We start from the raw sequence: 24,019 nt of genomic DNA on the forward strand, positions 1-24,019 counted from the left end.
CAGTAGTGCCTCACAAAATATTATATGAGAACCCTCCCCATGGCAACCTTAATTGCTGTCTCTACCCGAATGAACATCCAAAAGATGCGTTCATCTGACATTTCTTAGGCTATGTGAGTCATATGCTCTACTTAGGCTGTGAAAGGAGCGTGAACCAGAAGTGATATGGATCGGTGATCAGGAGGCTGTGCTTGAGGTAGGAACCTGGCCTTCCCTATGGCAAAAGATTTATTTTTCCAAGAAAAACAGTCCTACTACCTACCGTTATGTCTCATTGGCACATCTGAAGTTTGAACTAAAGCTCAGAACGGCTATTGTGGAGGCGGCCAAAGCACTTAAGAGGAGTGGCGTACAGTTCGAAACCTTTGAGCATTCCCATTGCAATGAACAGTATTGGAACCTGAACAACAAAGGCGGATTTGAACTGAGGGAAAACGTAACTCCGGCGGAAGGAATTCGTGATATCTTTGCCAATGGATCACTTTACGGCTTTGAATGCGCAACTGCGATTGTCATTGTCCTGTATAAGGGTGTTCTGGATTCCATTCAGGAGAAGGATTTTAACCGGATGTTCGCCGATTTGCTGCTGTATGACTGGCATTATGACAGTGATTTACGCCTGATTGAAAAACACGGGGCACCGCAGTCGTTTCCGGGTGATGTTCTCTATTTCAAAAATCCGGATGTGAACCCCGCTCAAATTGAATGGCAGGGTGAAAATACAATCAAGCTTGAAGAAGATTTATATTACGGCCACGGAATCGGCATTGTGTCTTCTCAGTCCATTATCTCCAAGCTGAACAGACACCGCATTCCGGGAAGCAGTACCTCGGCTTACTTGACCGATCAAGTAATCTATCCTGATTTTCTCTATTTATCCCAGTTTGAAGCAGGTAATGCAGAGGTGAATCCGGATGCATTTCAACAATCATTTATGCAGGAAGGCGGCATTGCTTCACAGATCGGGCGACGACGTTATTTGTTTGCATGACAGGTTTATGTCATTGGGCTGTCGCACGATGCGGCAGCTTTTTTCTATTTATAATGAAGGAATATCGAATCATGTCAAAAGATTCATCTATTTTAGCTTATTTTGTAAACGTTTATAGACCATTTCTCCGGGTCAGTGCTATAATATGGTAGAAATAGTACATATTAAGGAGGCCTATTTTCCTATGTCGTGGTTGAAAAATCTTCCGATGTCCCAAAGGGTCATTGCCGGGTGTTATCTGGTTGCCGCCTTGTTCGCTCTGCCAGCCCTCATTATTTTCATTCTGATTGGCAAGATCATCATCGGTGTGGTTTTTGTGGTCGTGCTGGCTGCCCTAACCTACCCTCTTGCTCGGTTTGTTGAGAGAACGCTTACATCTTCATTTGAAAGCATCGCAAACGTAACCGCAGGAATTGCCAAAGGCGACTTTACTAATCGTGTCGATGAATCCGGTTCCATGGGTGATGTCAGCCGCTCGTTTAACAGCATGGTAGACAAGCTGAAGAAAATTTTAACCGACGCATCTGGTATTACACGCAAAGTAATTGAAGCAAGCCGCGGCATTGCAGACAAGAACCAGGAACTGAAAACAGTCATGGCATCCGTCGCATCCGCTTCCAATGAGCTGGCCATCGGTGCAAATGAAATTTCAGAAGACGTCGCTGGCATGACCGAATCGATCCAGGACATTGAATTAAAGGTAGGAAACTACGCCCACTCTACCAAAGAAATGAAAAAGCAATCGGAATTGACACTGAGCTTTGTAGAAAAAGGCCGACAATCCGTTGATAAACAGGCCGAAGGCATGCGTAAAAACGTGGAAGCCACAGAGAATGTTGCCAAGACCATCGATGCCCTCTCCAAAAACGCATACGGCATCAACAAGATCACCAAAACCATTTCGGAATTGGCTGAGCAAACCAACTTGCTCTCCCTTAATGCATCCATCGAAGCTGCAAGAGCCGGCGAGCACGGCAGAGGCTTTGCTGTGGTAGCTCAGGAGGTCCGCAAGCTCGCAGAAGAATCCACGGCGTCTACCCAGGAAGTATTCGGACTGGTGAAGAGCATTGAGCTCGGCATCCACCAGGCCATTGAGAATATCCAGGTCAACGAGGAAGTCGTGCGCCTGCAAAATGATATGATCCGTGAGGCGGAGCAAATCTTCTCGCATATCGTGGAAAGTGTCCAATACATAACCGAGCAGATTAATGCTTTCTCAAACGAAAGTGATCTGATGCTCGAAAGCGCTCAGAAGATTTCTGGCGCCATCCAGAATATTTCGGCTATTACCGAGGAATCCTCCGCCGGAACCGAACAGGTCTCTGCTTCCATGAATGAACAGATGAAATCCATCGAAGCCGTCGTGGATGAAACTGAAGCCATGAGACAAGCCGTATTCCAGCTTCAGAAAACCATTCAAATCTTTAAGTTTTAAATGTCGCTTCCCTTGTCTCTTATATCTTCAGCCCTTCGTCGCATTGATCCGTTCTCTATTCCGTTATATGATGGTTAAACTATGTTATAGACGAGCCAATATCAGGGCTAACTGATACGTTCAAGCTATACAGCAGGATGTTTGGAGGAATAAAGAATGACTTCCCATCAACAACGAATAGATCCACGGATCGTACGGACGCAGCGGCTGCTCAAGAATGCATTGTTCGACCTCTTGGAGGAACGCGGCTATGAACAGGTTACCGTGCAGGATATAGCGGACAGGGCAACTGTGAAACGCGCAACTTTCTATCTGCATTTTAATGATAAACAGGATTTGGTTCATCAGTGTATCACCGATCTCCTGAATGAGCTGAGTGAGTCGATTCAGAACAAAAATGATGATACGCTGCATTTTGATTTCCACAGCGGTAAGACGCATCCTATCTTCATCCGGATGTTTGAGCATGTCAGCGAACACTTTTGCCAGTATCAGGCCCTGCTTGTTAACAACCGGATACCAGCCTTCACCTCAGGTTTGCTGGATGTGCTGCATAACTTCATCTCCGAGGGAATTAATATGACCGAACCGGATGACTCCAATCTGTCTGCACGCCGGGATGTGGTGATCAAGTACGTGGAGTCGGCATACCTGGAGTTAATCATCTGGTGGGTGGAGAATCAGATGCCTTACCCGGAAAAAGATATGGCCGAGATGCTGATGAATCTCTCCATCATGGGACCTTACCGCGTAAGACCCTATGAAAAGACGAAGCCATAAAAAACAGCCCTGACGGATTTTACCGATCAGGGCCTTTTTGTATTCTGATTTATGATTTCACCATGTGGCGAGATAGGCTGCTATTTCTTAATTTTAAAATATTACAGGGCTGTCCAGCCGCCATCAATTACCAGCTCTGCACCTGTCATAAAGCGGGATTCATCGGAAGCCAGGAACAATACGCCATAAGCGACATCTTCCGGTTTACCGAAATAAGGGAGCTGCGTGAATGTCTTGTAATATGGCGTTGCATCCTGAAAGCTGGGTGCTGTCATTGGTGTTTCGATAATTCCGGGATGTACCGAGTTCACACGTACGCTTTCCTTCGCGAATTCCACTGCCGCACCTTTTGTTATCGCCCGAAGCGCCCCTTTGGCAGCCGTATAAGCACTGGAGCCCGCCATACCAACAATACCGCCGATCGAGGAAATATTAATGACCGAACCGGATCCGTTCTTTTGCATTTCCGGAATAGCGTATTTCATCCCCAGCATGCAGCCGTTCAGATTGATATCAAGCACCTTATTCCACTGCTCCATTTCCAGATTGGCAATGGTCATCGTCGTGGATACACCTGCATTATTGACGAGAATATCGACTTTGCCGAATTGCTTGACCGTATCTTCAACAATCTGCTTCCATTCGGCTTCCGAGGCTACGTTATGTTTAACGCCGATGGCTTCGCCACCGCTGTTTGTAATCTCCTGTATTACCTCGTTCAAAGCATCCTCTTTAAGATCGGTAGCTACCACCTTTGCCCCTTCACTTGCGAACAATTTGGCTTCTGCAGCCCCCATACCATTAGCTGCACCTGTAATAATAGCCACTTTCCCTGTTAAACGTCCCATATTCAATCTTCCTCTCTATGATTTATATCCTGATGGTTGTAATCGATTACAACGAAAGTATACACCCATTCGTCTAATTTGTGAAGTATTTTACACCATGTCATTTAAGTGTGGAATTTGTATATTCATGATCAAAGTTGATACGTCTCTATTATCCATGCACTCCATTTCAAATATTGCTCTTGATGCGTCCTTGTAATGCTGTTAACTCGAATGCGGCGGTTATATAAACACCTGTTTAGATAAAAAGAGCTCCCATGCCGCAGCATCCTCACGATCATCAGCATATCCTCATACAATCGTCCACCGGCAGGATCATTGGTTTTCCATCCGCCCAGTTTCCGCAGTGCTTCTGTCCGAAATATTCTCGGAGCGAGCGGTGCTCCTGTTATCAATAATGATTTGGTATCCAGAGATGCCGGATTTCTGGATACCCCACGGAACGAAAGCTTTCCAACGCTCTCCTGCTTCCATTCAGCATGATTTCCATATAGAAGCGAGGTATCAGGATCTAGAGATGACAATATTTTTGATATTTCCTCTATGCAGTTTGGTTCCAGCCAGTCATCTGCGTCCAATTCCAGCAACCAAGGAGCATGAGCAAGCCGAAGAGCTGTATTTAATGCCGCTGCCTTTCCCTGATTGGAGTCATGCTTTAAAATATGAATCCGGGCCGTGTCTTCGGACGCGAGCTTCTCCATGAAATAGGGCGTGTCATCCGTTGATCCATCGTCAATCATAATCAACTCCCAGGATGCTGAGGTTTGGATTCTTACGCTTTGGACGACCCACTGCAAATATTCCGGTTCATTAAACACAGCGAGGACGATCGTAACCACAGGATCAATTCCTTCCACCGGAACTTCTATAGAACCCGGTGCAGGGCAGGCAATCGGGGCAAGCTTCCCCCACTCCTTCTCTCTGCGCTGCCAATTCAGGAATTTATATGGGGATGGAGCCCAATTTGACGTTTCCAGAGACATTCCGGGAAGGGATTTGCTCATTTGATGCATGAGAAACCACTCCAGTAAGCTGTCGGAAGGTAACGCTGCAGTTACAGGAAAATCAATTCCCAATCCTTCCATTATCCGGAGATTCCACAGAACGGGTCCTGCCTCACCAGGCCGAAACCGAGATTGGAATGACATTACCTCTTGAGCAGGAACCAAATGTATCCATGGATAAGGTACCTGTTCCAGTTGAAAAATGGATTCCTCTATACGTTGTTCAATACCTGGATACAATCGGCTTCCCGCTCTAATGGTCATGCAAACCTGATCCAAGGTGAATGGAGTGGTATCGTTCATGATGTGACTCTGTCCGGGAGAAACCGTGATTATCCTGAAGGAGGGAAGTAACTCAGCAATGGAACGGATTGTTATCCGTTCTTCACTTCCTCCGTCTGCTCCAAGCACGAAAATCATCATCGTGCCATTCCCCCTCTGAAATGAATGATAAATAATCCATACATACGCTCTTTGTTCGCCATATATATCCATAGACTCAATTCAATCATTTCAGCACAAAAAAACCGCCTGTCTCCGGCGGCCTTATCCACGATATTCAATTTAATCATGCTTTTCGAGCCATACATCTTTAAAATCGATCCAGCCCAGCGCATTCAGACTGATTCCCCGTACAAACGGATGCAAAAACGTATTGAGCTGACGGTGGTGCAAAAATATCACCGATGCCTCACTACGAAGATATTGCTCGATCTCCCGCAAAATCATGCGCCTCGTCTCAACCGAATCCGCACTTAACGCGTCATCGATCCTTGCTGTGATCCAGCTTAGGCGCTCTTCATCCAAATACTTCTTCAGTACGCTGCTCCGATTCTCATAGGTCTCGATTTCACAAACCTCGTCCTCGGCCAAGACAATACTTGTTAAGGTGAAATCAGCCTCTGCCCATGTTTTATAATTTTGTATTTCCGTTCGGATTCCCCAATCCGCCAGACGTGATTGGATCCACTCCGCATCCTCCCTGTACTTATCGTACACCGAAAAATGCATGACTGTTCCATCATACGCCGCTTCCTTCAGTGCTGCCCTGACGCGTTCGGGACGGATCGGGTTAATGACCCGGGTATGACTCTCATCAGGCCGAAAGCCAAATGCAGGAAGTATGCGGGCTCCGCCCAGTTCAGCAATCATTTCTCCAGGATGGATAATCATCCGGACGGCCCTGCGGAAGGCTTCAGACTGCTGTGGACCCTTTCGGTTCACATTCCAGGACAGCAAGGTGCAGGCCTGCCGTAATTTTTCAGAAGTCCCTCTTCCATCTGCATTCGAGTCCTGTTCTTCTTGCCTGAATCGATCCCAAGTGTGCAATACCGCAGGATAACCAATGGATTCCGGATCACAATCTTCAGGCATAATGACAATTTCAACCCCATCCAAATAAGGACGGCCCTGATGATAATGGGTATGGGCGGCAAGCTCCATTCGATGCTTCGAATAGGACACGACGCTGAACGGTCCGGTACCGATCGGAAGGCTCCAAAAGACACTTTCATCTTGCCCTGCCAATCCGTAGGGAAGGATCGATGCCGCCACAGAGCACATAAATCTGTCGAATATCCGGTTGGGTTTGCGGAGCCGGATGCGCACCACACGCGGTCCCAGGGCTTCAATCTGCTGGACTTCCCGTAAAAGCCACTGATTCTGTGTATCCAGACGCAGGCGTTCAAAAGTGAAAAGTACATCTTTGGATGTGAGCTCCTGACCATGATGGAAACGGACGCCTTTGCGCAGGTAAAAGGTCCATTCGGTTGCATCCTTGTCAGAATTCCAGTGGTGGGCAATTCCAGGGACAATCCGGCCGAGCTGTTCATCGAATGATAACAGACGGTCGAAGATTTGCCGCTGCAGATGCGTATCGAACGCATAGTTGGCTTCGGCGGGGTCAAGCGTTCGGGGAGAATGAAGCACAGGAAAGATCAACGTATCGCTTGCAGGCAATCCTTCCATCCCTTCCTCTTTTTTGTATCCGAAATGTCCGTTCAGCCAGTCAAGAAACTTATCCTTCGCAAAGGTATCCTGTCCATAGCCGCTGAGCAGCTCAAAGGCTTGCTTATATTCACCATTTTTGGCCAACCCAACAGACAGATCAACCAGAAGATCCTCTTTGGCTTCATTGAATGTAATTTGCGAATAATTCCCTCTCCCCCTGCCAGGGAGCCATTCAATCAGCTTCTCTTCAACAAGCTTTCGCAAAATCAGCTTCGCATTCCGCACGGTACAAAACAGCGCTGAAGACAGATCATCCAAGGTGACTTCAATTGGTCTCCTGCTGTCACTTCCATCGGAAAACCGGTTGTACAGCATGAGATATTGTTCATGTAATAACATGTATCTACCCTCCTTCCATAGCTTTTGCGCGTAAAAGGGGAAAATCATTTTCGCAAGTATACACTTTTTAGACCTTTTTGAATAGCTCATAATTGGAAACAAATAGAGGATGAAGCGAGGGAGAAACCATGCTACAGCTATATACGTTTGAAAAGCTGCTTGAGTACGATCAGGCCGATCGCAAAAATGCTGAGAAAATCAAAAGAGAACAAGAAGCACTGCTGATCCATCAATCGAACAAGGAAAAAAATATTCATGAAAAATGGTATGAAATACCGCTGAGATTATTCCGCAGAACATTTCGACGCCAAAGATATCGAGCCTGATGTAACGAATATCCAGCGGTATAAGTGGTATATGATATGATTCCCCTGATTTTTTTCGCATGATAACAAAGCCAAGATACACGTATCCTGGCTTTCGCTGTTCATCATCTTTACTTCACGTCTTTCAATTCCTTGGCGCCGATCATAAGTCCGGTATCTCCAAGATCTTTTAGATAGATCTCCGAGATGGCCCAATAATCATTGGCACTGCCGCTCCCCTTTTCAATGATCAGGGAAGCTTTGCCCGAATCTATAGCCTCACCTGAAGCAATAAGGGGGTAATCGAATGAGATCTGCACTTTGTCAGGCGACAACTGTTTGGTATCCATTTTCGTAACCTTACCCATATGCGGACTGGAACCGCCTGTAACCCAGAAATTATCTTCGAATTCCTGTTTGGTGCTCTGCTGCATTGCAGGTGTCATAACGGTATACTGCAATGGACCGCTTCTTTTCTGAACCCCGCGTATCCAGGTATTCGCAGCTTCCTCAGGCGTTTCCGCTTGCAGCGCAGTTTGGAAGCCGTTTACCTGATGGGATAAGTGGCTGGCTTCGGGTAAAGAAACATAGAGGCTGTTATCTTTATATGTAACTTCCCCTTTTAGCTGCTCCACAATCGCACGGAGAGAAACCATCGCAGTTCCATTCTCCATTTTCACCTTCAAAAACGTAGTCGCAAACTCTGCTTTGTTAATAAAAATTCGGGGACCGGCCGTTACAGCCAAGGCGGAACCAGATAGCAGCACAAATGCGGAGCAAGCAGCTATCATAATCTTGAGTCGTTTTTTCATCGTTCATTCTCCCAACGTTTCGCTGTTATATATTTACAGATATATTTTAGTAGAATTGGTATCGATGAAAGTTACAGGCGGGTTACGTTTTGGTTTAAAAATGCACATCACTCAACCCGGAAGCGTCTGTTCGAATCGTAAAGACCATGCAGGCCCCGCCTTCCTTGCGGTTAAGTGCCCGGATGCTCCCTCCATGTTTCTCGGCAATAATTTTTGCCGTATAAAGTCCTAGACCGGTTTGCCCTTTCTCTCCTTTGTAAAACTTTTCAAACAGATGGCGCATATCCTGATCCTTAAAACCAGGCCCATTATCACAAATTTCGAATTGCAGCGCTGAGGATTGCCTTTGAACCCTTACTCCAAGCCAACCAGCCTCAGAAGGCAGATAGCGGATGCTGTTGGCAATCAAATTATCCAGAACCTGGCTGACCCGCTGCACATCCATGTACACCGTCTTCATGGGATCCACCGTTAAAACCTCATATGCAAAGGAATATTCAGCCTGATGGGAGTGGCAGATGTAACCAACCTCGCGCTCTTTGTCACGAAGAAAATCCTCCAGAATGACCTCCTCGCCCCGGAGTGGAAAATACTCCATATCTTTCTCAGAAGCAATCTGCACATCCTGAATCAGCCGGTTTACCCGTTGAATGTTGTCCTCGATGACTTTCAGATGTAGTTCGGCCCTGCTGCGTGTCATGTCCGGTGTATCCGCCAGCAGCTCCACATTCCCCTGAATAATCGTCATCGGCGTCCGGAAATCATGTGCAATGGCGTCCATCATATCCCTTCGTTCCTGCTCCAGCTTCCACTCCCTCAGCAAGGAGCTTTTAAGAGCACCGCGCATATTTTCAAAGGATTCTGTCAGCATCCCCAGCTCATTATCCGCCTTGTAGCTCACCGTAAAATCGAGATCCTGGTTGCGAATCCGCTGCGAAGCCTCTATGAGCTCATGAACCGGTCTTGCAATTCTTCTGCCGAATTTGGCTGCAAACAAATAAGTGAAAATCGCGATGTAGAAAAAGGGCGATACCAAAAAGATCAGAATTATCGCAAGATTGGCCCAGTTAAACCCTGAACCGCTTTTTCCTGATACTTCAAGCTTATATTGGAAAAGGATTGCCCCTTTCAAATCCCCTTCTGCCGATGTAATAGGAACGATCTTCAGAAAGCGCCCGCCAAAACCCATGGATGATCCTTCGGAAACCGTTTTGTTCAATCCGTTGATTAGGTCCTCCCGTGTTGGTATTTTCTGTTCACGGAGCGTTCCATATAGCGGCTTTCCATCTACATTAACGACTTGATACTGAATACCTTCCGCCGGTACTCTCTTTTCCAGTTCAGCCCGATTATCCGGATTCAAGATCAAGGCATGCTGTGAGCGAACATATTGAGCTATTTCGGGAAGCTGGCTTTCATATGTATTGGCAGGCTGTATCCAACTGCTTTTCGACAGCCACCACATGCCGATACCTATCGTAATGATCGAGCAGACGACGCTGAGGAGCATAATCCACACGAAGGTAAGAATCAGCTGTCTTTTGAGGGGCAGACGTTCTATGAATCCGATCTTTCCCATTTGTAGCCAACCCCCCATAATGTGGATATATAGCTGCTGCCGGGAACCTGACTTGCCAGCTTAGCACGGATTTTCTTGATGTGTTCCGTCACCGTACTGGTATCGCCGATGGCTTCAAGTCCCCATATCCGGTCGTAAATTTGCTCTTTGGAAAACACTTGTCCGGGATGCAGCGCAAGCAATTCAATAATATCGAACTCCTTTGCTGTCATCGGGACAACAGATTGATTTACATGCACCTCTCTGCCTTTGAGATCTATCCGTAGGATTCCGTAGCGAAGCAGGGAACGCTCACTTGAGCTTTCCCGCACTCTTCGGTTTCCCCGCAGATGTGCCGCTACCCTTGCTTTAAGCTCACGCAGGCTGAAGGGTTTCGTGATATAGTCATCCCCGCCAATGGACAAGCCTTGGATGCGATCAGCTTCTGTCTGCCTTGCGCTTACGAACAGGATCGGACAATCCACTTCCTCCCGGATCATCTGGCATAACTCAAAGCCATTCATTCCCGGCATCATTACATCGAGAATAATAATATCCGGCGCTTGTGATAGCATATCTATTGCTTGTGTCCCGTCTGAAGCGGTACATACCTGATACCCCGCGGCTGTCATAGCCTGTTCCATAAGTGATACGATATCGGCTTCATCGTCAACGATCAATATCTTTTCCTGCATAATCAACTCTCCTGCTGTAGGTTTATCTCACCCAGTTTCTTCGCTTCCACCACAACATTGTAATGGAAAAACCAAGAATGACACAAACAAAAACCGGTAAAAGAAAAGCATGCGTGTAAGTTCCGGCCATCCATTCAAAGATCGTGGATATACCAAACAGCAAGAAGCTGAACGTATTGGAAACATACATCGAACCCACCGCTACTCCTACCCAGCCGAGATAACAAATGATCGGGCTTGGCAGCAGGGTGCATATCAATCCCGTCACGCTTAATTGCGCAAGCAAAATCAGCATGAAGAGCCCGTATGATTGCAGGCAGTACATGAACGCTCCGGCAGGATTGTATGGACGGTCCGGATTCAGAAATACAACGGAGTCCACACTGGGCTTAACCAAATGTCCAAATACTTCCCCTACTCCAAAGGTTACAACCAGAAATATTCCCATGATCACAGCCAGATTGATCCACTTTGCGGCAAACATTCGCATGATCGAAATGGGCCGAATCAGAACCAGCCTCAGCTGGCCGCTGTGATACTCCCCGTTGAAGCTGTCGATCATCAGAATAGGGCCAATAATGAGCACCAGAAAAAAGGATACTTCTTTTAACAAAAACAATGAAAAATTTTGAGCCGTCAGCGGCACGGTCGAGACATTATCAAATGCCCCCAGACTTTGCATTCCTAAAAACAAGCAGTCAAGCAAAACAATACATACAAAGATCAGCAGGCTGACAAAAGTTTTTTTGCGTTTCCACATACGCTGCCAGTCGCTTTGCATAAGCTGAAGCATCTCATTTTCCTCCTTATATCCAGCGGTCCGATTTGGTAAAGATCAGACGGGCGATTGCCATAAAAAATGCTGCATAGACGACAAGGATGCATATCATCCATAGGCCCAGATGCAAGCTTTGCAGAGCCTTTGCATTGGACAGCATAACGGCGATACCGCTGAATTGTATCTCTGTAAGAGACAGATATTTAAGAACAGCCGGCAGACCCAGTCCAAGTACGCGGTTGGACATCTCATATATCAATGGAAATGCCAATGAGCAGAGTAAATAGCCCATGCCGAGGCCAATGGCCGCAGTCGAAGACCGCGATATGACCCCAATGGCAATGAATACCGAAGCTGTACCCATTACAGTGGCGTATGCCATGCCATAGTAACGGAGTGTATACAGGATCATGTCTCCACTGGGTACGGTATGATCGTAGTAAAACAGAATCTGCTGGGGTGAAGATTTGAAGAATGTGTATCCTGCCATAACAGCGAAGAGTAAATAAATGATGAAAAACAGGGCCATTAAAAGTGCGAACGCAATCCATTTTGCCCAAAACAGCTGTGTGCTGCTGTATGACCGTAACATGATCATACGAAGTTGTCCCGAGCGGTATTCCTCCGTAAATGACAAGGTCAGAAGCACCAGCACCAGCACATTAAACACGACTATTAATTGCTCGATCATAGCCATGACCGGAAAATTCTCCGCGGTTGTATGTTCAGGGCCCCCTGGTGGCCTCACCAAATTATGACCGATGTAATATTTGGATGTCGCAAGGATAATCAAAGGTATTGCGATGAGAAAAATCCAGGCAATCTTCCGCTTCCATAAGCGTTCCCATTCACTGTGCAGCAAGGCTATCATGAAGTCATCATCTCCACAAAATGATCCTCCAGGCTGCGGCTGCCGGCAATTTGCTGCCACTGCTCCTGCGTCCCCTGCCATACAAGCCTGCCTTCTTTGATGATGACAAACCGGCTGCATATCCGCTGAAGTTCATCAAGTAAATGGCTGGATACGAAAAAGGTTATGCCATGCTTCTCATTCAACTCTAGAATCAGATTCCGCAGCTCGCGAATGCCCATGGGATCCAGTCCATTGGCGGGTTCATCCAGGATGATGAGCTTGGGATCACCGAGAAGTGCCTGGGCAATGCCAAGGCGCTGCTTCATTCCGAGCGAATAGGTTTTGACCTTATCCTTTCCGCGTCCCTCCAGACCCACAATCCGCAGTACCTCATCCACGCGCGAGGCCCGCTTCTCTTTTGATATATTGGGATGCAGCTTTACCAGATTGCGCAGGTTATCTCTCCCGGACATATATGGAAAAAAGATCGGAGATTCCACAATCGCGCCTACTTGCCCGAGCGCCTTCATCCGGTCCCGCTGCACATCAAAACCTTCAATTCTTATTTTTCCTTCCCCGGGTCTAATCAGGCCTGTAATCATTCGGATCAGCGTTGTCTTTCCCGCACCATTGGGGCCGACAAAGCCGCATACATCACCCTGCATAATATCGAAGGACATGTCGCCAACAAGCGTCCGCCGTCCGGCTTTTTTGGTAATCTGTTCAATTTCCAGTACTTTCATGTTTAATCCCCTCCTGCGATTTATATTAGAGGGCAATTATAAAGAATTTATAACGTCCGGAAATTTATATTACTTGTTCGTATGGAGAGCTCTGGTAGCGGATCATACATTCTTCCGACCGTCGTCTCCAATTTCCACAAAAATATAGCCAATCACTCTATTGATCATCTATAATACGAATAAGTCATCTCGTTTAACAAAACCGAGTTTCATTATATGAAACTTAAAAAGGAGAGCATATTATGCCTATGAACTTTCATGATCCAAGCAACCGTTCCTCTTACACGACACGGACTGCGGATTCATCCTGGCTGGAGCTTATATCCAAACATTTGAATTTGAAAGGTAAACAAGCTGTGGATATTGGCTGTGGGGGAGGAATTTATACGCGCGCTTTGCTAACACTTGGGGCTGAGCATGTCACTGGGGTTGATTATTCAGCTGAAATGCTGAAAGGAGCAGAGAGTAATCTCGCGAATATGGATGCGGTGTCCTGGATTCAGGGGGACGCTTACCAGACTGGTCTTCTTTCCGGGCAATACGATGCCGTGCTGGAAAGAGCGCTGATTCATCATCTGAATAATTTGCCCGCATGCTTTGCCGAAGCGCACCGGATTTTAAAGCCTGGTGGAACACTTATCGTACAGGACCGAACACCGGAGGATTGCCTGCAGCCCGGTTCATCAACTCATATCCGCGGTTTCTTTTCCGAAAAATACCCTCGCCTTGCTGACATAGAGATTTCCAGAAGACATCCCTCAGAGGAAGTAAAAACGGCGATGCAGATCAGCGGATTTCATGATATTCAGGAATTGAAGCTGGAAGAGTTACGGGCTGTTTACGACCAACCTGAGGCGTTATTGAAGGATCTGCACCGCCGAACAGGACGCTCGATTTTGCATGAATGCTCGGATACCGAGCTGGAAGAGCTTATATCGTATATATCAGAAAAAATAGGAAGATCCGGCCCGATCATCGAGAAGGATCTATGGACTATCTGGCTTGCGAAGGCTTGATATAGAACTTATTTTTCAGGCAGCTCATCTTCAAACGGAAACAACAGCTTCTGATTTTCATTGGTGTACATATTGTATTTGGTGATGACTTTCGAACCGGTATCTACCATTTTCTCGACCTTCTGCCCTTTAATAACGCTGACGGCTGTTTTGACTGCCAAATATCCCATATTAAAAGGCCGCTGGATCACCGTTGCCTGGATCACGTTCCGGTCGATCAGCCTGATCTCGCTGTTGGAATTATCGAAGCCGATCAGGGTGACCTTCGACTGGAGCCCCAAATTCAGTATCGCCTTTCCGGCACCGACCGTTGAAGGCTCATTCAGCGCGACAATGCCGCTAATATCCGGCTCTTTCATCAGCAGCTCGCGGGTTAATTCATATGATTTTTGAACCTGGCCCTCACTGAAAATCGTATGACTGATATTGGAATATCCGCTTGCTTTAAGCTCGTCTCTGACGCCCTTTTCCCGGTCGAGAGAGGTTCCCGTTCCCTGAATATAGCTGACAATAGCAATCTTCTCAGCCGGCTTCACATGTTCCTTGAGCAATCTTGCCGAAATCCTCCCTGCTTCATAATTATCTGTAGCAATGAAGCTGTTAGATAATTCCCCCTCCACATTAGAGTCGACCATAATCAGAGGGATTCCCGCTTCACGGATATGCTGCACTGCCGGGACCAGTTTGATATAATCACTGGCAGCCAGCATGATCGCATCGGGTTTGCTCCTGATGGCTTCCTCCACGATATCGATTTGCTCATCTACATCCAGCTCGGTTTCCGTGCCCATCATTTTGATGTCTGCACCGAATTCCTTAGCGGCCATCATAACTCCCTGCTGCATCACCACCCAGAATTCAATGCTGGGATCAATGGTTTTCGGGATATAGATGATGAACGGCCTTTTTGGATGAAGGGTATGGGACATTGCCCGGTAACCGCTCCAGCCAACAGCCAGTATTCCGAACAGAAGCAGGCTAATCAACGTCCATTTTGCCGCTTTCCCCATCATCCTTCACCTCATCTTCCATATATGGGATACGCAGAGTTACAGTCGTTCCTTCCTCACGTTCACTCTCATAGTGCAAACCATACTCATGTCCAAAATAAAGCTGAATCCGATGATTGACATTGGCTATGCCTACGCCTGTCCCCCCGCTGACTCCAGGCTTATCCATTAGAATCGTACGCAGCTTCTCCGGGTCCATGCCTGCACCATCATCCGCAATCGTGAGCAGAATTGAATCAGCTTCCCTCCACCCAAGAATTTGAATATGTCCTTGATCGGGGTTTGGCTTGATTCCATGGTATATCGCGTTCTCCACAATCGGCTGCAGGACAAGCTTCAGAATCGGAGCCGCAAGAATATTGTCCTCCACATCGATGGAGTAGGTGAATTTCTTTCTGTAACGTCTGCTCTGAATCGTCAGATAGCTGCGAATATGATCCAGTTCAACCGAAACCGGCACAAGCTCTTCCCCTTTGCTGATACTTGATCGCAGCAATCTTGAAAGGGCTGTCGTCATTTCGACTACATCATCCACTTTTCCGGATTCCGCCATCCAGATGATCGAATCCAGCGTATTATAGAGAAAATGAGGCTGAATTTGCGATTGCAATGCCTTTAGCTCACTTCGTCTTTTCATCTCCTGTTCCTGCACAATCTGGTTCATCAGCTCTTTGATGCGGGAAATCATCAGATTAAAGGTACGCGCAAGTTTACCGATTTCATGGGTACCTTCGATATCAACACGGACATCAAAATTGCCGCGCTCCGCTTTTTTCATATGCATTTCCAGATTTTTTAGCGGCTTGGTCAAAGCATAAGATAATATGATGGAAATGGTTAACCCGACAATCAGGCATAAAACTCCCCATAGTGCAGCAGATGTCTGCATCTGATGTTTGTTCTCAATCAGCTCGTCGGGATAAGTGACTGCAACGATTTTCCAGCCAAAGGATGTGGTAGCCACGGTATACATTTTACTTTCTTCAGCTTTTCCCAGCTTGATGCTGCCCTCACGCATATCCAGCACCGTTTGCATCTGCTCCGATTTGAGCTCTGAATGAATTAGCTGCTGCTGCGGATGATAAACCAGATCACCGGAAGGAGATACAATGAATACATATCCACGCTGACCAAGCTCAATCTGCCTGCACAGATCATTGATGACATTATAATTAAGATCAACGAGCAGCACGCCTTCCTGGGATCGGTCGCTCTCCGGAAGCTTGCGGCTGATGGAGACCACCCAGCGGTATTGGTCCTCAAAGATATGCTGAACATGCGACGGGGATACAACCTCTTCCGAAGACGTCAGCGCGAGCCGGTACCAATCCTGCTGTGTCCATTCCGATTTGGATTTCATGATGGCATGGGACTGGTCGGAGACAAAATCTCCTGATTTGTTCACATACAAAATAGAAGCAATATCCTTCCTGGACTGAACCACGGACCGTAAATACTGGCTTGCCCCCCGTTTCAAAGATTCATCCGAATCTCGATCCTGCTGGGTAGCATCCACAAACCGCATCACATCACGACTGGATATAACCAGTGACGCGATGCTCTCCATGTTTCCAATATACGTCTGAATGTTGACCTTGACCTGCTCGACCAGCTGGGATGTCTTCTGAATTGAGCTGCTTGTCACGGCGTTCGAAGATAAACGATACGATGAAAAACTCAAAATAGCAGTTGTACACACGATCAGACAGGAAAAAGCGATCGCAATATTCATATGGATGCTGCGGCGGCTGAACAGGTTCATCAGTTTCATCAACGGATGCTCTCCTGCTGATGCTGCCGGAATTCTTTGGGTGTTTTGCCGGTATTCCGTTTGAAGAGGACGCTGAAGTACTGAGGATCACTATAGCCTGCTTTTTCGGCAATTTCATAGCTTTTCATGCGTGTTGTTCTAAGCAGCTCTTTAGCTTTTTCCATCCGGATTCTCGTTACATATTCCACAAAGGTCCCGCCCGTATGCTGCTTGAAGAGAGCGCTGAAATAGCTGGCGCTCATAAACAGATGATTGCAGACCTGCTGCAGCGATAAGCCTTCATCCTGATAATTGGCCCGGATATAGGCTTCTGCCGTATCCATCTGTGAACGGATATGGCAAGAGCGGTGTTCCGTCAAGCTGATCAATATATCGCGGCCGATGCCTTCGATCCAGGACTTGGCTTCATCCAGTGTATGGAAGGTACCCACCTTGGAAAAGGCTTCCGCTGGAATCAGACTGGAATCGCCCAGCCCCGTTTCTTCAGCATGCTTCATCATCGCAATCAGAATTTGATACAGAATGCTGTGACATCGTTCTAGTGATACACCGGTGGTTTTAAGTTCTTGAAACCAGCACTGAAAAACGCTGGAAACCTGGCTCATTTTGCCTGTTTTCAGTGAACTGATGAGCTGCTGCTCCCAATCGGCCGTGTACGCGGGAACGGTATGCCCGTATTCCACATCCTGAATGGATATGACTCTTCCTTCTCCCAGTAAAAACGTATAATCAAGTGATGAGAGCGCTTCCTGATATGAAGATGAAATTTCCTCCAGCGCATCGCTTTTCCTGCCGATTCCAATCGAAGAAGGGAGTCTGATGTATTTATCCAGACTGCTTCTGACCTGATCCGCCACCCGCTGCGCTTTGAGTTCCAGATGCTCCGTGGCCCCTTGAAGAATAACCGCCAGACGGTCATCCCTTGTCCGAAAGGCAATGCCGATTCCATCCTGCTCCAGTTGTTCCTGAACAATGTTAAAGGCTGCAAACTGCAGCAGCTCCTGCTCATCCCGCAGTTCACGCTTTCCCCTCGCCTGACCCATATCGATGACTAATGCGATATATGACGGTCCACTCAGACGGATATGGAAATAATCAAGCTTCCGCTGCAGCATATCTCTGCTGATGCGCGTGAATACTAGCCTTTCCATAAACCGTTCACGCAGGAGGGGAAGACTCTCGTTCAACTGAATACGCAGCTGACTTAAATTACGCCGCTGTTCACGTTCCGCATCCAGTTCATTTTTCATCTGAAGCATAAGTGAAGTGAATTCACGGGCATTAATCGGCTTGAGCAGATATTCCTGCACCCGGTAAGTAATCGCCTGCTTCGCATATTCAAAATCTTCATAGCCGGTAATAATGACGACCTTCATATCCCGGTACTGCTCACTGACTATACGAGCCAGTTCCAGCCCATCCATAAATGCCATACATATATCGGTAACGATCAAGTCCGGACGTTCGCAATCTATGGCATCCAAAGCGTCAAGGCCGTTGTCGTATTCGCCGATCAGCTCGAAGCCGCAGTCCTTCCAGGAGATTTTATTACGGATCCCTTCGCGTACTTCATCTTCATCATCGATCAATATTACCTTGTACACATGCGCTCCCCCTCAGTTCAGACATACAGCAGCAGACATGCAGTAAGTGTAAATAGCATAACAGAGACTGCCACTTTTGCGCAGCCTCTGTTATGCTATTCTCTTCCTTTTCTTAGCTTCCTTTTCTAGGCATTACTCATACAGCAGCGGCTTGATTTCTTCTGAATCGATATTGGATTTGTCATACCAGTGGAAGCCGGTATCGATATCCTTCTCAACTTTTTCACCCTTCATGGCCATTACAGCAGCTTTTACTGCCTGGTAGCCGATGCCGATCGGATCCTGTGTGATCGCGCCGGCCATCGTGCCATTGCGAATGGCATCCGTCTGCTGTTTGCCGGAGTCATAACCGATGACGACGATCTTTCCGCTCTTCTTCATTTCACTTACCGCGTTGGCAACGCCGATAGCCGAGCCTTCATTGGCACCGAAGAAGCCTTTCAGATCTGGATGAGCCTGCATAATTGCCTTCGCCAGGTCGGTAGACTTTAGCTGATCACCACCGCCATACTGGATGTCGACAATTTTGATATTCGGGTATTTGCTCTCAATCTGTTCCTTGAATCCATCACGGCGGTCCACTCCGGTACGGCTGGTCTGGTCATGAACGACAAGTGCAATTTCACCCGAGCCGCCGATCAACTCTGCCATTTTGTCAGCAGCAAGCGCTGCTGCGGCCTTATTGTTGGTAGCTGCTGTTGCAACCGGAATTTCACTGTCCACGCCCGAGTCGAATCCGATGACTGGAATATGGTTTGACTTGGCTTTTTCGAGCAGAGGTACAGCAGCTTTACTGTCCAGTGCCGCAAAAGCAATGGCGCTTGGCTTTTTATCAAGTGCAGTCTGGAGCATCTCGATCTGCTTATCAACCTGTGTCTCCGTCTCCGGACCTTCAAACGTGATTTCCACATCAAACTCCTTAGCCGCTTTTTCCGCGCCGGATTTAACCGCCTGCCAGAACTGATGCTGAAACCCCTTGGAAATGACTGGAATATAGGGTTTTCCTGAGCTTGCAGCCTTATCCCCGCCTCCACTGTTACATGCACTCAGCATCAGAACAGCTGCCAACATCCCGCTCAGCAGGATTATTCTCGATTGCTTCTTCTTCATGTTTTACCCCCTGTTTTCATTCAAATATTGGTTCTACACGTATGCAAACTCCCTACCGGGAGGCGATACCAACCTTGTTTATGACTTGTTTTTTCGGCGGCGCAAAATATCCATATACACCGCAAGGATGATGACAAGACCAACAATGACGGTCTGCCATTCCTGAGCCACCGACAGAATCCGAAGACCATTGGTTAATACACTCATGATCAATGCCCCGATGACCGTACCAAGGATGGTACCCATGCCGCCGCTCAGCGAAGTTCCACCGATGACTACCGCAGCGATGGCTTCGAGCTCATAGCCGCTGCCGAGTGCGGGCTGGGCTGAATTCAGCCGGGAAGCCATCATAATGCCCGCAATCCCGCTGAAAGTACCTGTCATGACATAGATAACGACTTTCCAGAATACGGTATTCACACCCGATAAACGGGCTGCTTCCTCATTGCTGCCAAGCGCAAAGTTGTATCGGCCAACGATTGTTTTCGTTAATATAAAGCCCGCAATGACTGAGGAGATCAAGAATATCCATACTGCATTTGGAATTTCCAATCCCGGAATAGAGCCCATAGTAAGCTGGTTGAATAATGGCTTATCGGTAAAATAAATGGGCTTCGTTCCCGAGATAATTAGCGAAAGTCCCTTCGTAATCATCATGACTGCGAGCGTAGCGATGAACGGCGGAATTTTCATTTTGGCGATCATCAAACCGCTGACGAGCCCGCATAGAGAACCTGCAAGGATTCCTCCAATCACACCGAGCCATACCGGCCCATTCCAATAAGTGATGAATACGCCGGCCATCACTGAGGAAAACGTCATAACCGTACCTACTGAAAGATCAATACCGCCTGTAATGATAACGAAGGTGGACCCCAGTGCAAGAACACCAATAACCGCGGTCGACAGCATAATGCCGACTAAATTATCAAATCGAAAAAAGTTGCCTGACAACAAGCTGAAAACCAGAATTAATAGGATCAGACTCGCAAAGGCAAGCACCTTCTGCCTCGCAGCTCCTTTGGTTCCTGTTTTCTTGGCTTGCTGCCCGCCTGCTGCTGTCTGTGTTGGTTGAAGCTTCACGAGTAATCCCCCTTAAAAATCGTATTACATGACCCGCGACCGCATCGTCGCATATTTCATGATCGTTTCCTGCGTTGCTTCTTCTGCACTGAGCTCTCCCGTAATCCGTCCTTCACACATCACGATAATCCGGTGACTCATCCGAAGAATCTCGGGCAGCTCGGAGGATATCATGATAATGGACTTTCCTTCGGCCGCAAGGGTCTCGAGCAGCTTATAGATTTCACTTTTTGCCCCGACATCAATCCCCCGAGTGGGTTCGTCAAAGATAAGCACATCACAGTCCCGGGTCAGCCACTTGCCGATGACCACCTTCTGCTGGTTGCCTCCGGAAAGAAACTTGACCTTTTGCCCAATACTCGGTGTCTTAATCGAAAGCGTATTGACTAAATGCTCTGCGGTCCGGTTGATATGTGCCTCCTTCATCCAGCCGGCCATATTCCGGTATCGCCTATACGAAGCAATGGCAATATTGCTGGCCACATCCATATCTACCAGAACGCCGAATCGTTTCCGGTCCTCAGACAGATAACCGATCCCCAGGCGTACTGCATCATGTGGACTGCGTATTTTCGCCTTTTTCCCACGGATGAGGATTTCACCATGATCCACTGGATCTGCTCCGAATATCGCTCTGGCTACCTCCGTCCTGCCTGCACCCATTAATCCGGCGAAGCCAAGAATCTCACCTTTCTTCACGTTAAAATGAATATTCTGAAGTTCCCTGCCCCGGGACAATCCTTTAACCTCAAGCACTTTTTCTGATTGAGGACTGACAGATGCGGGGGATTCCGTCTCATACAACTCCCGGCCAACCATCATGCGGATAATTTGGTCTACGTCCATGTTTTTCGTATCGATCGTATCCACATAGGCTCCGTCCCGCATCACAGTAATTCGGTCGGAAATCTGCTGCAGTTCTTCCATCCGGTGCGAAATGTATATAATGCCGACTCCCTGTTGCTTCAGCTGGGTAATCATTCTGAACAAATCCTGAATCTCGGTTTCCGTCAGGGCCGCCGTCGGTTCATCCATAATCAGCACCTCCGAACGGAAGGAGAGCGCCTTGGCAATTTCCACCATTTGCTGCTTCGCCACACTCAGTTCCGAGACGAGCATTTTGGGATCCAGCTTCAAATTCATCTTTTCAAACTGACCGCTGACTCTGGCATTCATCTCTTGGTCATCCACCAGACAACGAAACTTTCTTGGTTCGCGACCCAGGTAAATATTTTGGGCTATTGTCAAATGAGGCAGTAAGTTCAGCTCCTGATGAATCATGCTGATTCCACGGTCTCTTGCCGCACGGGTATTTGGCAGTTCAATTTCCTCGCCTTTATAAACCATCCGTCCTGCATCTTTTGTGTACACGCCGGTTGCAATTTTCATCAATGTAGATTTACCGGCGCCGTTCTCTCCAACCAATGCATGCACCTCGCCGGGCAGCAATTCCAGCTTGCACTGCTTTAATGCATGTACACCGGGAAAGCTTTTTTCGATCCCTTCCAACCGCAGTAGTGCACTCATCCTTAATCCCCCGTTTCTGCTGTTTCCGCTGTATGGGAAGCGTTTTCATATTTAGCTTCATTGTATCGGGATGACCCGGCGGCGAACATGGAATAATCTCTTCAAAAAAGTTGAAAAATCTATGATCTATGCAGGTGAACAGAAAAAAGCGGATGGCCGCTTTTTAACGGTCATCCGCTTTTGTGCATACATTCGTGTTTGTTTAAGGCTTTAACACCACTTTAATACAGTTGTCATCCTTACCGTCAAATATTTTATACGCATGCTCTGCTTCTGATATAGGAAGCCTGTGGGTAATGATGTCTGTTGCATCTATTTCACCGGCTTTAATCATCTTAAACAGCTCCGGCATGTAGTGAATGACAGGTGCCTGTCCCATTTTAACCGTAATGTTCCGCTCGAATAAATGACCTAACGGGAACATATTGTACTTCAATCCATAAACGCCAACAACCGAAATGGTACCGAATTTACGAACAATGTTAGCGGCCATATCGAAAGCTCCAAGAGAACCACCTTGCAGCTTGAGTGTCGTCTCAACCTTTTCTATCGGCGTCCGTTTGGCGTCCAGACCCACACAATCGATAACGACATCAGCACCACCTTTGGTTAACTCGAGCAGATATTTGTCTAGATCATCCATAGCTTCAAAATTGTATGTCTCCACATGGTTGTATTTTTTGGCATGCTGCAGCCTGTAGTCCACATAATCGACGGCAATGACACGCTTTGCGCCTTTCTTCCAAGCGAACTTCTGTGCAAGCAGCCCTACCGGGCCGCAGCCGAGAATGACCACTGTGTCCCCGGGTTTTACCCCGGCGTTGTCAACACCCCAGAAGGCCGTGGGCATGATATCGGATAGAAAGAGAATCTGTTCATCCTCCAGCTCCGCTTCTTTCGGCACGACAAAGGGAACAAAATTCCCATAAGGAACCCGAAGCAGCTCAGCCTGTCCCCCCATATAACCACCGTAGGTTTCTGAATACCCCAAGTACCCGCCCGTATCTCTGGCATCATTGGAATTATCACACTGGCTTTCCATCTGGTTTTGGCAGTAAAAGCACTGTCCGCAGGATACGTTGAATGGAATGATGACCCTGTCCCCTTTTTTCACACGGGTCACATCCGGACCAACTTCTTCTACGACGCCCATTGGCTCATGGCCAATGACATAGTTGTCGTACATACCAGGAATCAGACCATGATAGATATGGAGATCTGAGCCGCAAATCGCAGTCGTCGTGATTTTGACCAATATATCGTCCTTTTTCTCCAGCCCGGGATCCCGGACTTCCTTCACTTCAACCTTTTTACGTCCTTGGTACGTCACTGCTTTCATGGCTTTCCTCCATGGGTTTTTCCCTAGTTTACCCGGAGCCTGAAAAGTTTATTTAGAGAGATCATCGACTTAGCGCTATTAAAAAGAATATGATTGCTTATTAATCTCTTGGATAATCTACGGACATGATGTCCATGAATGGAACCTTCGTGATCGCCCCATCTTGTCTGATATGCACCTTGCCTGTCCGGGAGTCCATCAAATCTATCTGTCCTCGCACGGTCTCTTCCCTACCCCAAACCGTCAAAACGATCTCCGAATCCTCCTGAAATGCCTCAGTTAACTGATTTCCCAACTCTTCTAAGACAAACTCATCTCTTGTTGGTCTCTTAGGAACTTTGGATTTAGCCATATATATTACCCCCAGAAGTCATTTTTATGATTTGTATAACACATTGAACCATCGTT

General features: G+C 47.3%; 22 protein-coding genes. 5 read left to right on the top strand and 17 right to left on the bottom strand.

Annotated features, from left to right (window positions below):
* Positions 1 to 160 precede the first annotated feature (160 nt).
* The 3 genes from KJS65_RS10770 (at position 161) to KJS65_RS10780 (ending at position 3,206) form a co-directional block, all read left to right on the top strand.
* On the top strand, positions 161 to 991 hold the full coding sequence (locus tag KJS65_RS10770; RefSeq protein WP_244864478.1) for a protein-glutamine gamma-glutamyltransferase: 831 nt from the start codon (positions 161 to 163) through the stop codon (positions 989 to 991).
* 184 nt (positions 992 to 1,175) lie between these two features.
* Positions 1,176 to 2,426, top strand: coding sequence for a methyl-accepting chemotaxis protein (locus KJS65_RS10775; protein WP_213649813.1), 1,251 nt, complete (start codon positions 1,176 to 1,178; stop codon positions 2,424 to 2,426).
* A 156-nt stretch (positions 2,427 to 2,582) separates the two neighbouring features.
* Positions 2,583 to 3,206: a TetR/AcrR family transcriptional regulator gene (locus tag KJS65_RS10780; protein WP_213649814.1), complete on the top strand. Its 624-nt coding sequence runs from the start codon at positions 2,583 to 2,585 to the stop codon at positions 3,204 to 3,206.
* Between the two features lie 101 nt (positions 3,207 to 3,307).
* Here KJS65_RS10780 and KJS65_RS10785 read toward each other — a convergent pair whose 3' ends face one another.
* The 3 genes from KJS65_RS10785 to KJS65_RS10795 all read right to left on the bottom strand — a co-directional run bounded on the left by KJS65_RS10785 (position 3,308) and on the right by KJS65_RS10795 (position 7,407).
* Positions 3,308 to 4,054, bottom strand: coding sequence for an SDR family NAD(P)-dependent oxidoreductase (locus KJS65_RS10785; protein ID WP_213649815.1), 747 nt, complete (start codon positions 4,052 to 4,054; stop codon positions 3,308 to 3,310).
* 131 nt (positions 4,055 to 4,185) lie between these two features.
* The gene (locus tag KJS65_RS10790) at positions 4,186 to 5,481 is read right to left on the bottom strand and encodes a glycosyltransferase family 2 protein (protein ID WP_213649816.1); all 1,296 of its coding nucleotides are present in this window, start codon (positions 5,479 to 5,481) and stop codon (positions 4,186 to 4,188) included.
* 141 nt (positions 5,482 to 5,622) lie between these two features.
* Positions 5,623 to 7,407 carry an SgrR family transcriptional regulator gene (locus KJS65_RS10795; RefSeq protein WP_213649817.1) on the bottom strand — a complete coding sequence of 595 codons (1,785 nt, stop codon included), beginning with the start codon at positions 7,405 to 7,407 and terminating at the stop codon, positions 5,623 to 5,625.
* Positions 7,408 to 7,535: 128 nt separating this feature from the next.
* Here KJS65_RS10795 and KJS65_RS10800 point away from each other — a divergent pair, with 128 nt between their 5' ends.
* Complete coding sequence (locus KJS65_RS10800) at positions 7,536 to 7,733, top strand: hypothetical protein (protein WP_213649818.1); 198 nt, start codon at positions 7,536 to 7,538, stop codon at positions 7,731 to 7,733.
* A 110-nt stretch (positions 7,734 to 7,843) separates the two neighbouring features.
* Here the strand turns inward: KJS65_RS10800 and KJS65_RS10805 are convergent, their stop codons facing one another.
* The 6 genes from KJS65_RS10805 to KJS65_RS10830 all read right to left on the bottom strand — a co-directional run bounded on the left by KJS65_RS10805 (position 7,844) and on the right by KJS65_RS10830 (position 13,151).
* On the bottom strand, positions 7,844 to 8,524 hold the full coding sequence (locus KJS65_RS10805) for a hypothetical protein (protein WP_213649819.1): 681 nt from the start codon (positions 8,522 to 8,524) through the stop codon (positions 7,844 to 7,846).
* Positions 8,525 to 8,618: 94 nt separating this feature from the next.
* The gene (locus KJS65_RS10810) at positions 8,619 to 10,103 is read right to left on the bottom strand and encodes a HAMP domain-containing sensor histidine kinase (RefSeq protein ID WP_213649820.1); all 1,485 of its coding nucleotides are present in this window, start codon (positions 10,101 to 10,103) and stop codon (positions 8,619 to 8,621) included.
* Entirely contained in the window at positions 10,082 to 10,777 is a 696-nt protein-coding gene (locus tag KJS65_RS10815; RefSeq protein WP_213649821.1) for a response regulator transcription factor, read from the bottom strand. The genes KJS65_RS10810 and KJS65_RS10815 overlap by 22 nt, the downstream gene beginning before the upstream one ends.
* Positions 10,778 to 10,799: 22 nt before the next feature.
* Positions 10,800 to 11,570 carry an ABC transporter permease gene (locus KJS65_RS10820; protein ID WP_213649822.1) on the bottom strand — a complete coding sequence of 257 codons (771 nt, stop codon included), beginning with the start codon at positions 11,568 to 11,570 and terminating at the stop codon, positions 10,800 to 10,802.
* A gap of 13 nt (positions 11,571 to 11,583) precedes the next feature.
* Positions 11,584 to 12,426 (bottom strand): ABC transporter permease, encoded by an 843-nt coding sequence (locus tag KJS65_RS10825; RefSeq protein WP_213649823.1) that lies wholly within the window; start codon positions 12,424 to 12,426, stop codon positions 11,584 to 11,586.
* Positions 12,423 to 13,151 carry an ABC transporter ATP-binding protein gene (locus KJS65_RS10830; RefSeq protein ID WP_213649824.1) on the bottom strand — a complete coding sequence of 243 codons (729 nt, stop codon included), beginning with the start codon at positions 13,149 to 13,151 and terminating at the stop codon, positions 12,423 to 12,425. Before KJS65_RS10830 ends, KJS65_RS10825 begins: the two co-directional genes overlap by 4 nt.
* Positions 13,152 to 13,393: 242 nt before the next feature.
* On the opposite strand from KJS65_RS10830, the gene KJS65_RS10835 reads away from it, so the two are divergent.
* Positions 13,394 to 14,167: a class I SAM-dependent methyltransferase gene (locus tag KJS65_RS10835; RefSeq protein WP_213649825.1), complete on the top strand. Its 774-nt coding sequence runs from the start codon at positions 13,394 to 13,396 to the stop codon at positions 14,165 to 14,167.
* Positions 14,168 to 14,175: 8 nt separating this feature from the next.
* On the opposite strand, the gene KJS65_RS10840 is transcribed toward KJS65_RS10835, so the two are convergent.
* From KJS65_RS10840 to KJS65_RS10875, 8 genes are all read right to left on the bottom strand, one after another.
* Positions 14,176 to 15,180 (bottom strand): substrate-binding domain-containing protein, encoded by a 1,005-nt coding sequence (locus KJS65_RS10840; RefSeq protein ID WP_244864479.1) that lies wholly within the window; start codon positions 15,178 to 15,180, stop codon positions 14,176 to 14,178.
* Entirely contained in the window at positions 15,146 to 16,948 is a 1,803-nt protein-coding gene (locus tag KJS65_RS10845; RefSeq protein WP_213649826.1) for a cache domain-containing sensor histidine kinase, read from the bottom strand. Before KJS65_RS10845 ends, KJS65_RS10840 begins: the two co-directional genes overlap by 35 nt.
* Entirely contained in the window at positions 16,948 to 18,552 is a 1,605-nt protein-coding gene (locus KJS65_RS10850) for a helix-turn-helix domain-containing protein (protein WP_213649827.1), read from the bottom strand. Before KJS65_RS10850 ends, KJS65_RS10845 begins: the two co-directional genes overlap by 1 nt.
* Before the next feature lie 132 nt (positions 18,553 to 18,684).
* Positions 18,685 to 19,662, bottom strand: coding sequence for an ABC transporter substrate-binding protein (locus KJS65_RS10855; protein ID WP_213649828.1), 978 nt, complete (start codon positions 19,660 to 19,662; stop codon positions 18,685 to 18,687).
* A gap of 78 nt (positions 19,663 to 19,740) precedes the next feature.
* A complete protein-coding gene (locus KJS65_RS10860; protein ID WP_213649829.1) occupies positions 19,741 to 20,745 on the bottom strand; it encodes an ABC transporter permease in 1,005 nt (334 codons plus the stop codon).
* 24 nt (positions 20,746 to 20,769) lie between these two features.
* Positions 20,770 to 22,272 (bottom strand): sugar ABC transporter ATP-binding protein, encoded by a 1,503-nt coding sequence (locus tag KJS65_RS10865; protein ID WP_213649830.1) that lies wholly within the window; start codon positions 22,270 to 22,272, stop codon positions 20,770 to 20,772.
* A gap of 202 nt (positions 22,273 to 22,474) precedes the next feature.
* Positions 22,475 to 23,611: a zinc-dependent alcohol dehydrogenase gene (locus tag KJS65_RS10870; RefSeq protein ID WP_213649831.1), complete on the bottom strand. Its 1,137-nt coding sequence runs from the start codon at positions 23,609 to 23,611 to the stop codon at positions 22,475 to 22,477.
* Between the two features lie 100 nt (positions 23,612 to 23,711).
* Positions 23,712 to 23,963 (bottom strand): YolD-like family protein, encoded by a 252-nt coding sequence (locus KJS65_RS10875; RefSeq protein WP_213649832.1) that lies wholly within the window; start codon positions 23,961 to 23,963, stop codon positions 23,712 to 23,714.
* Positions 23,964 to 24,019: the final 56 nt, after the last annotated feature.

The organism is Paenibacillus sp. J23TS9 (genome assembly GCF_018403225.1).
In the GTDB taxonomy this organism is placed as follows: domain Bacteria; phylum Bacillota; class Bacilli; order Paenibacillales; family Paenibacillaceae; genus Paenibacillus_AQ.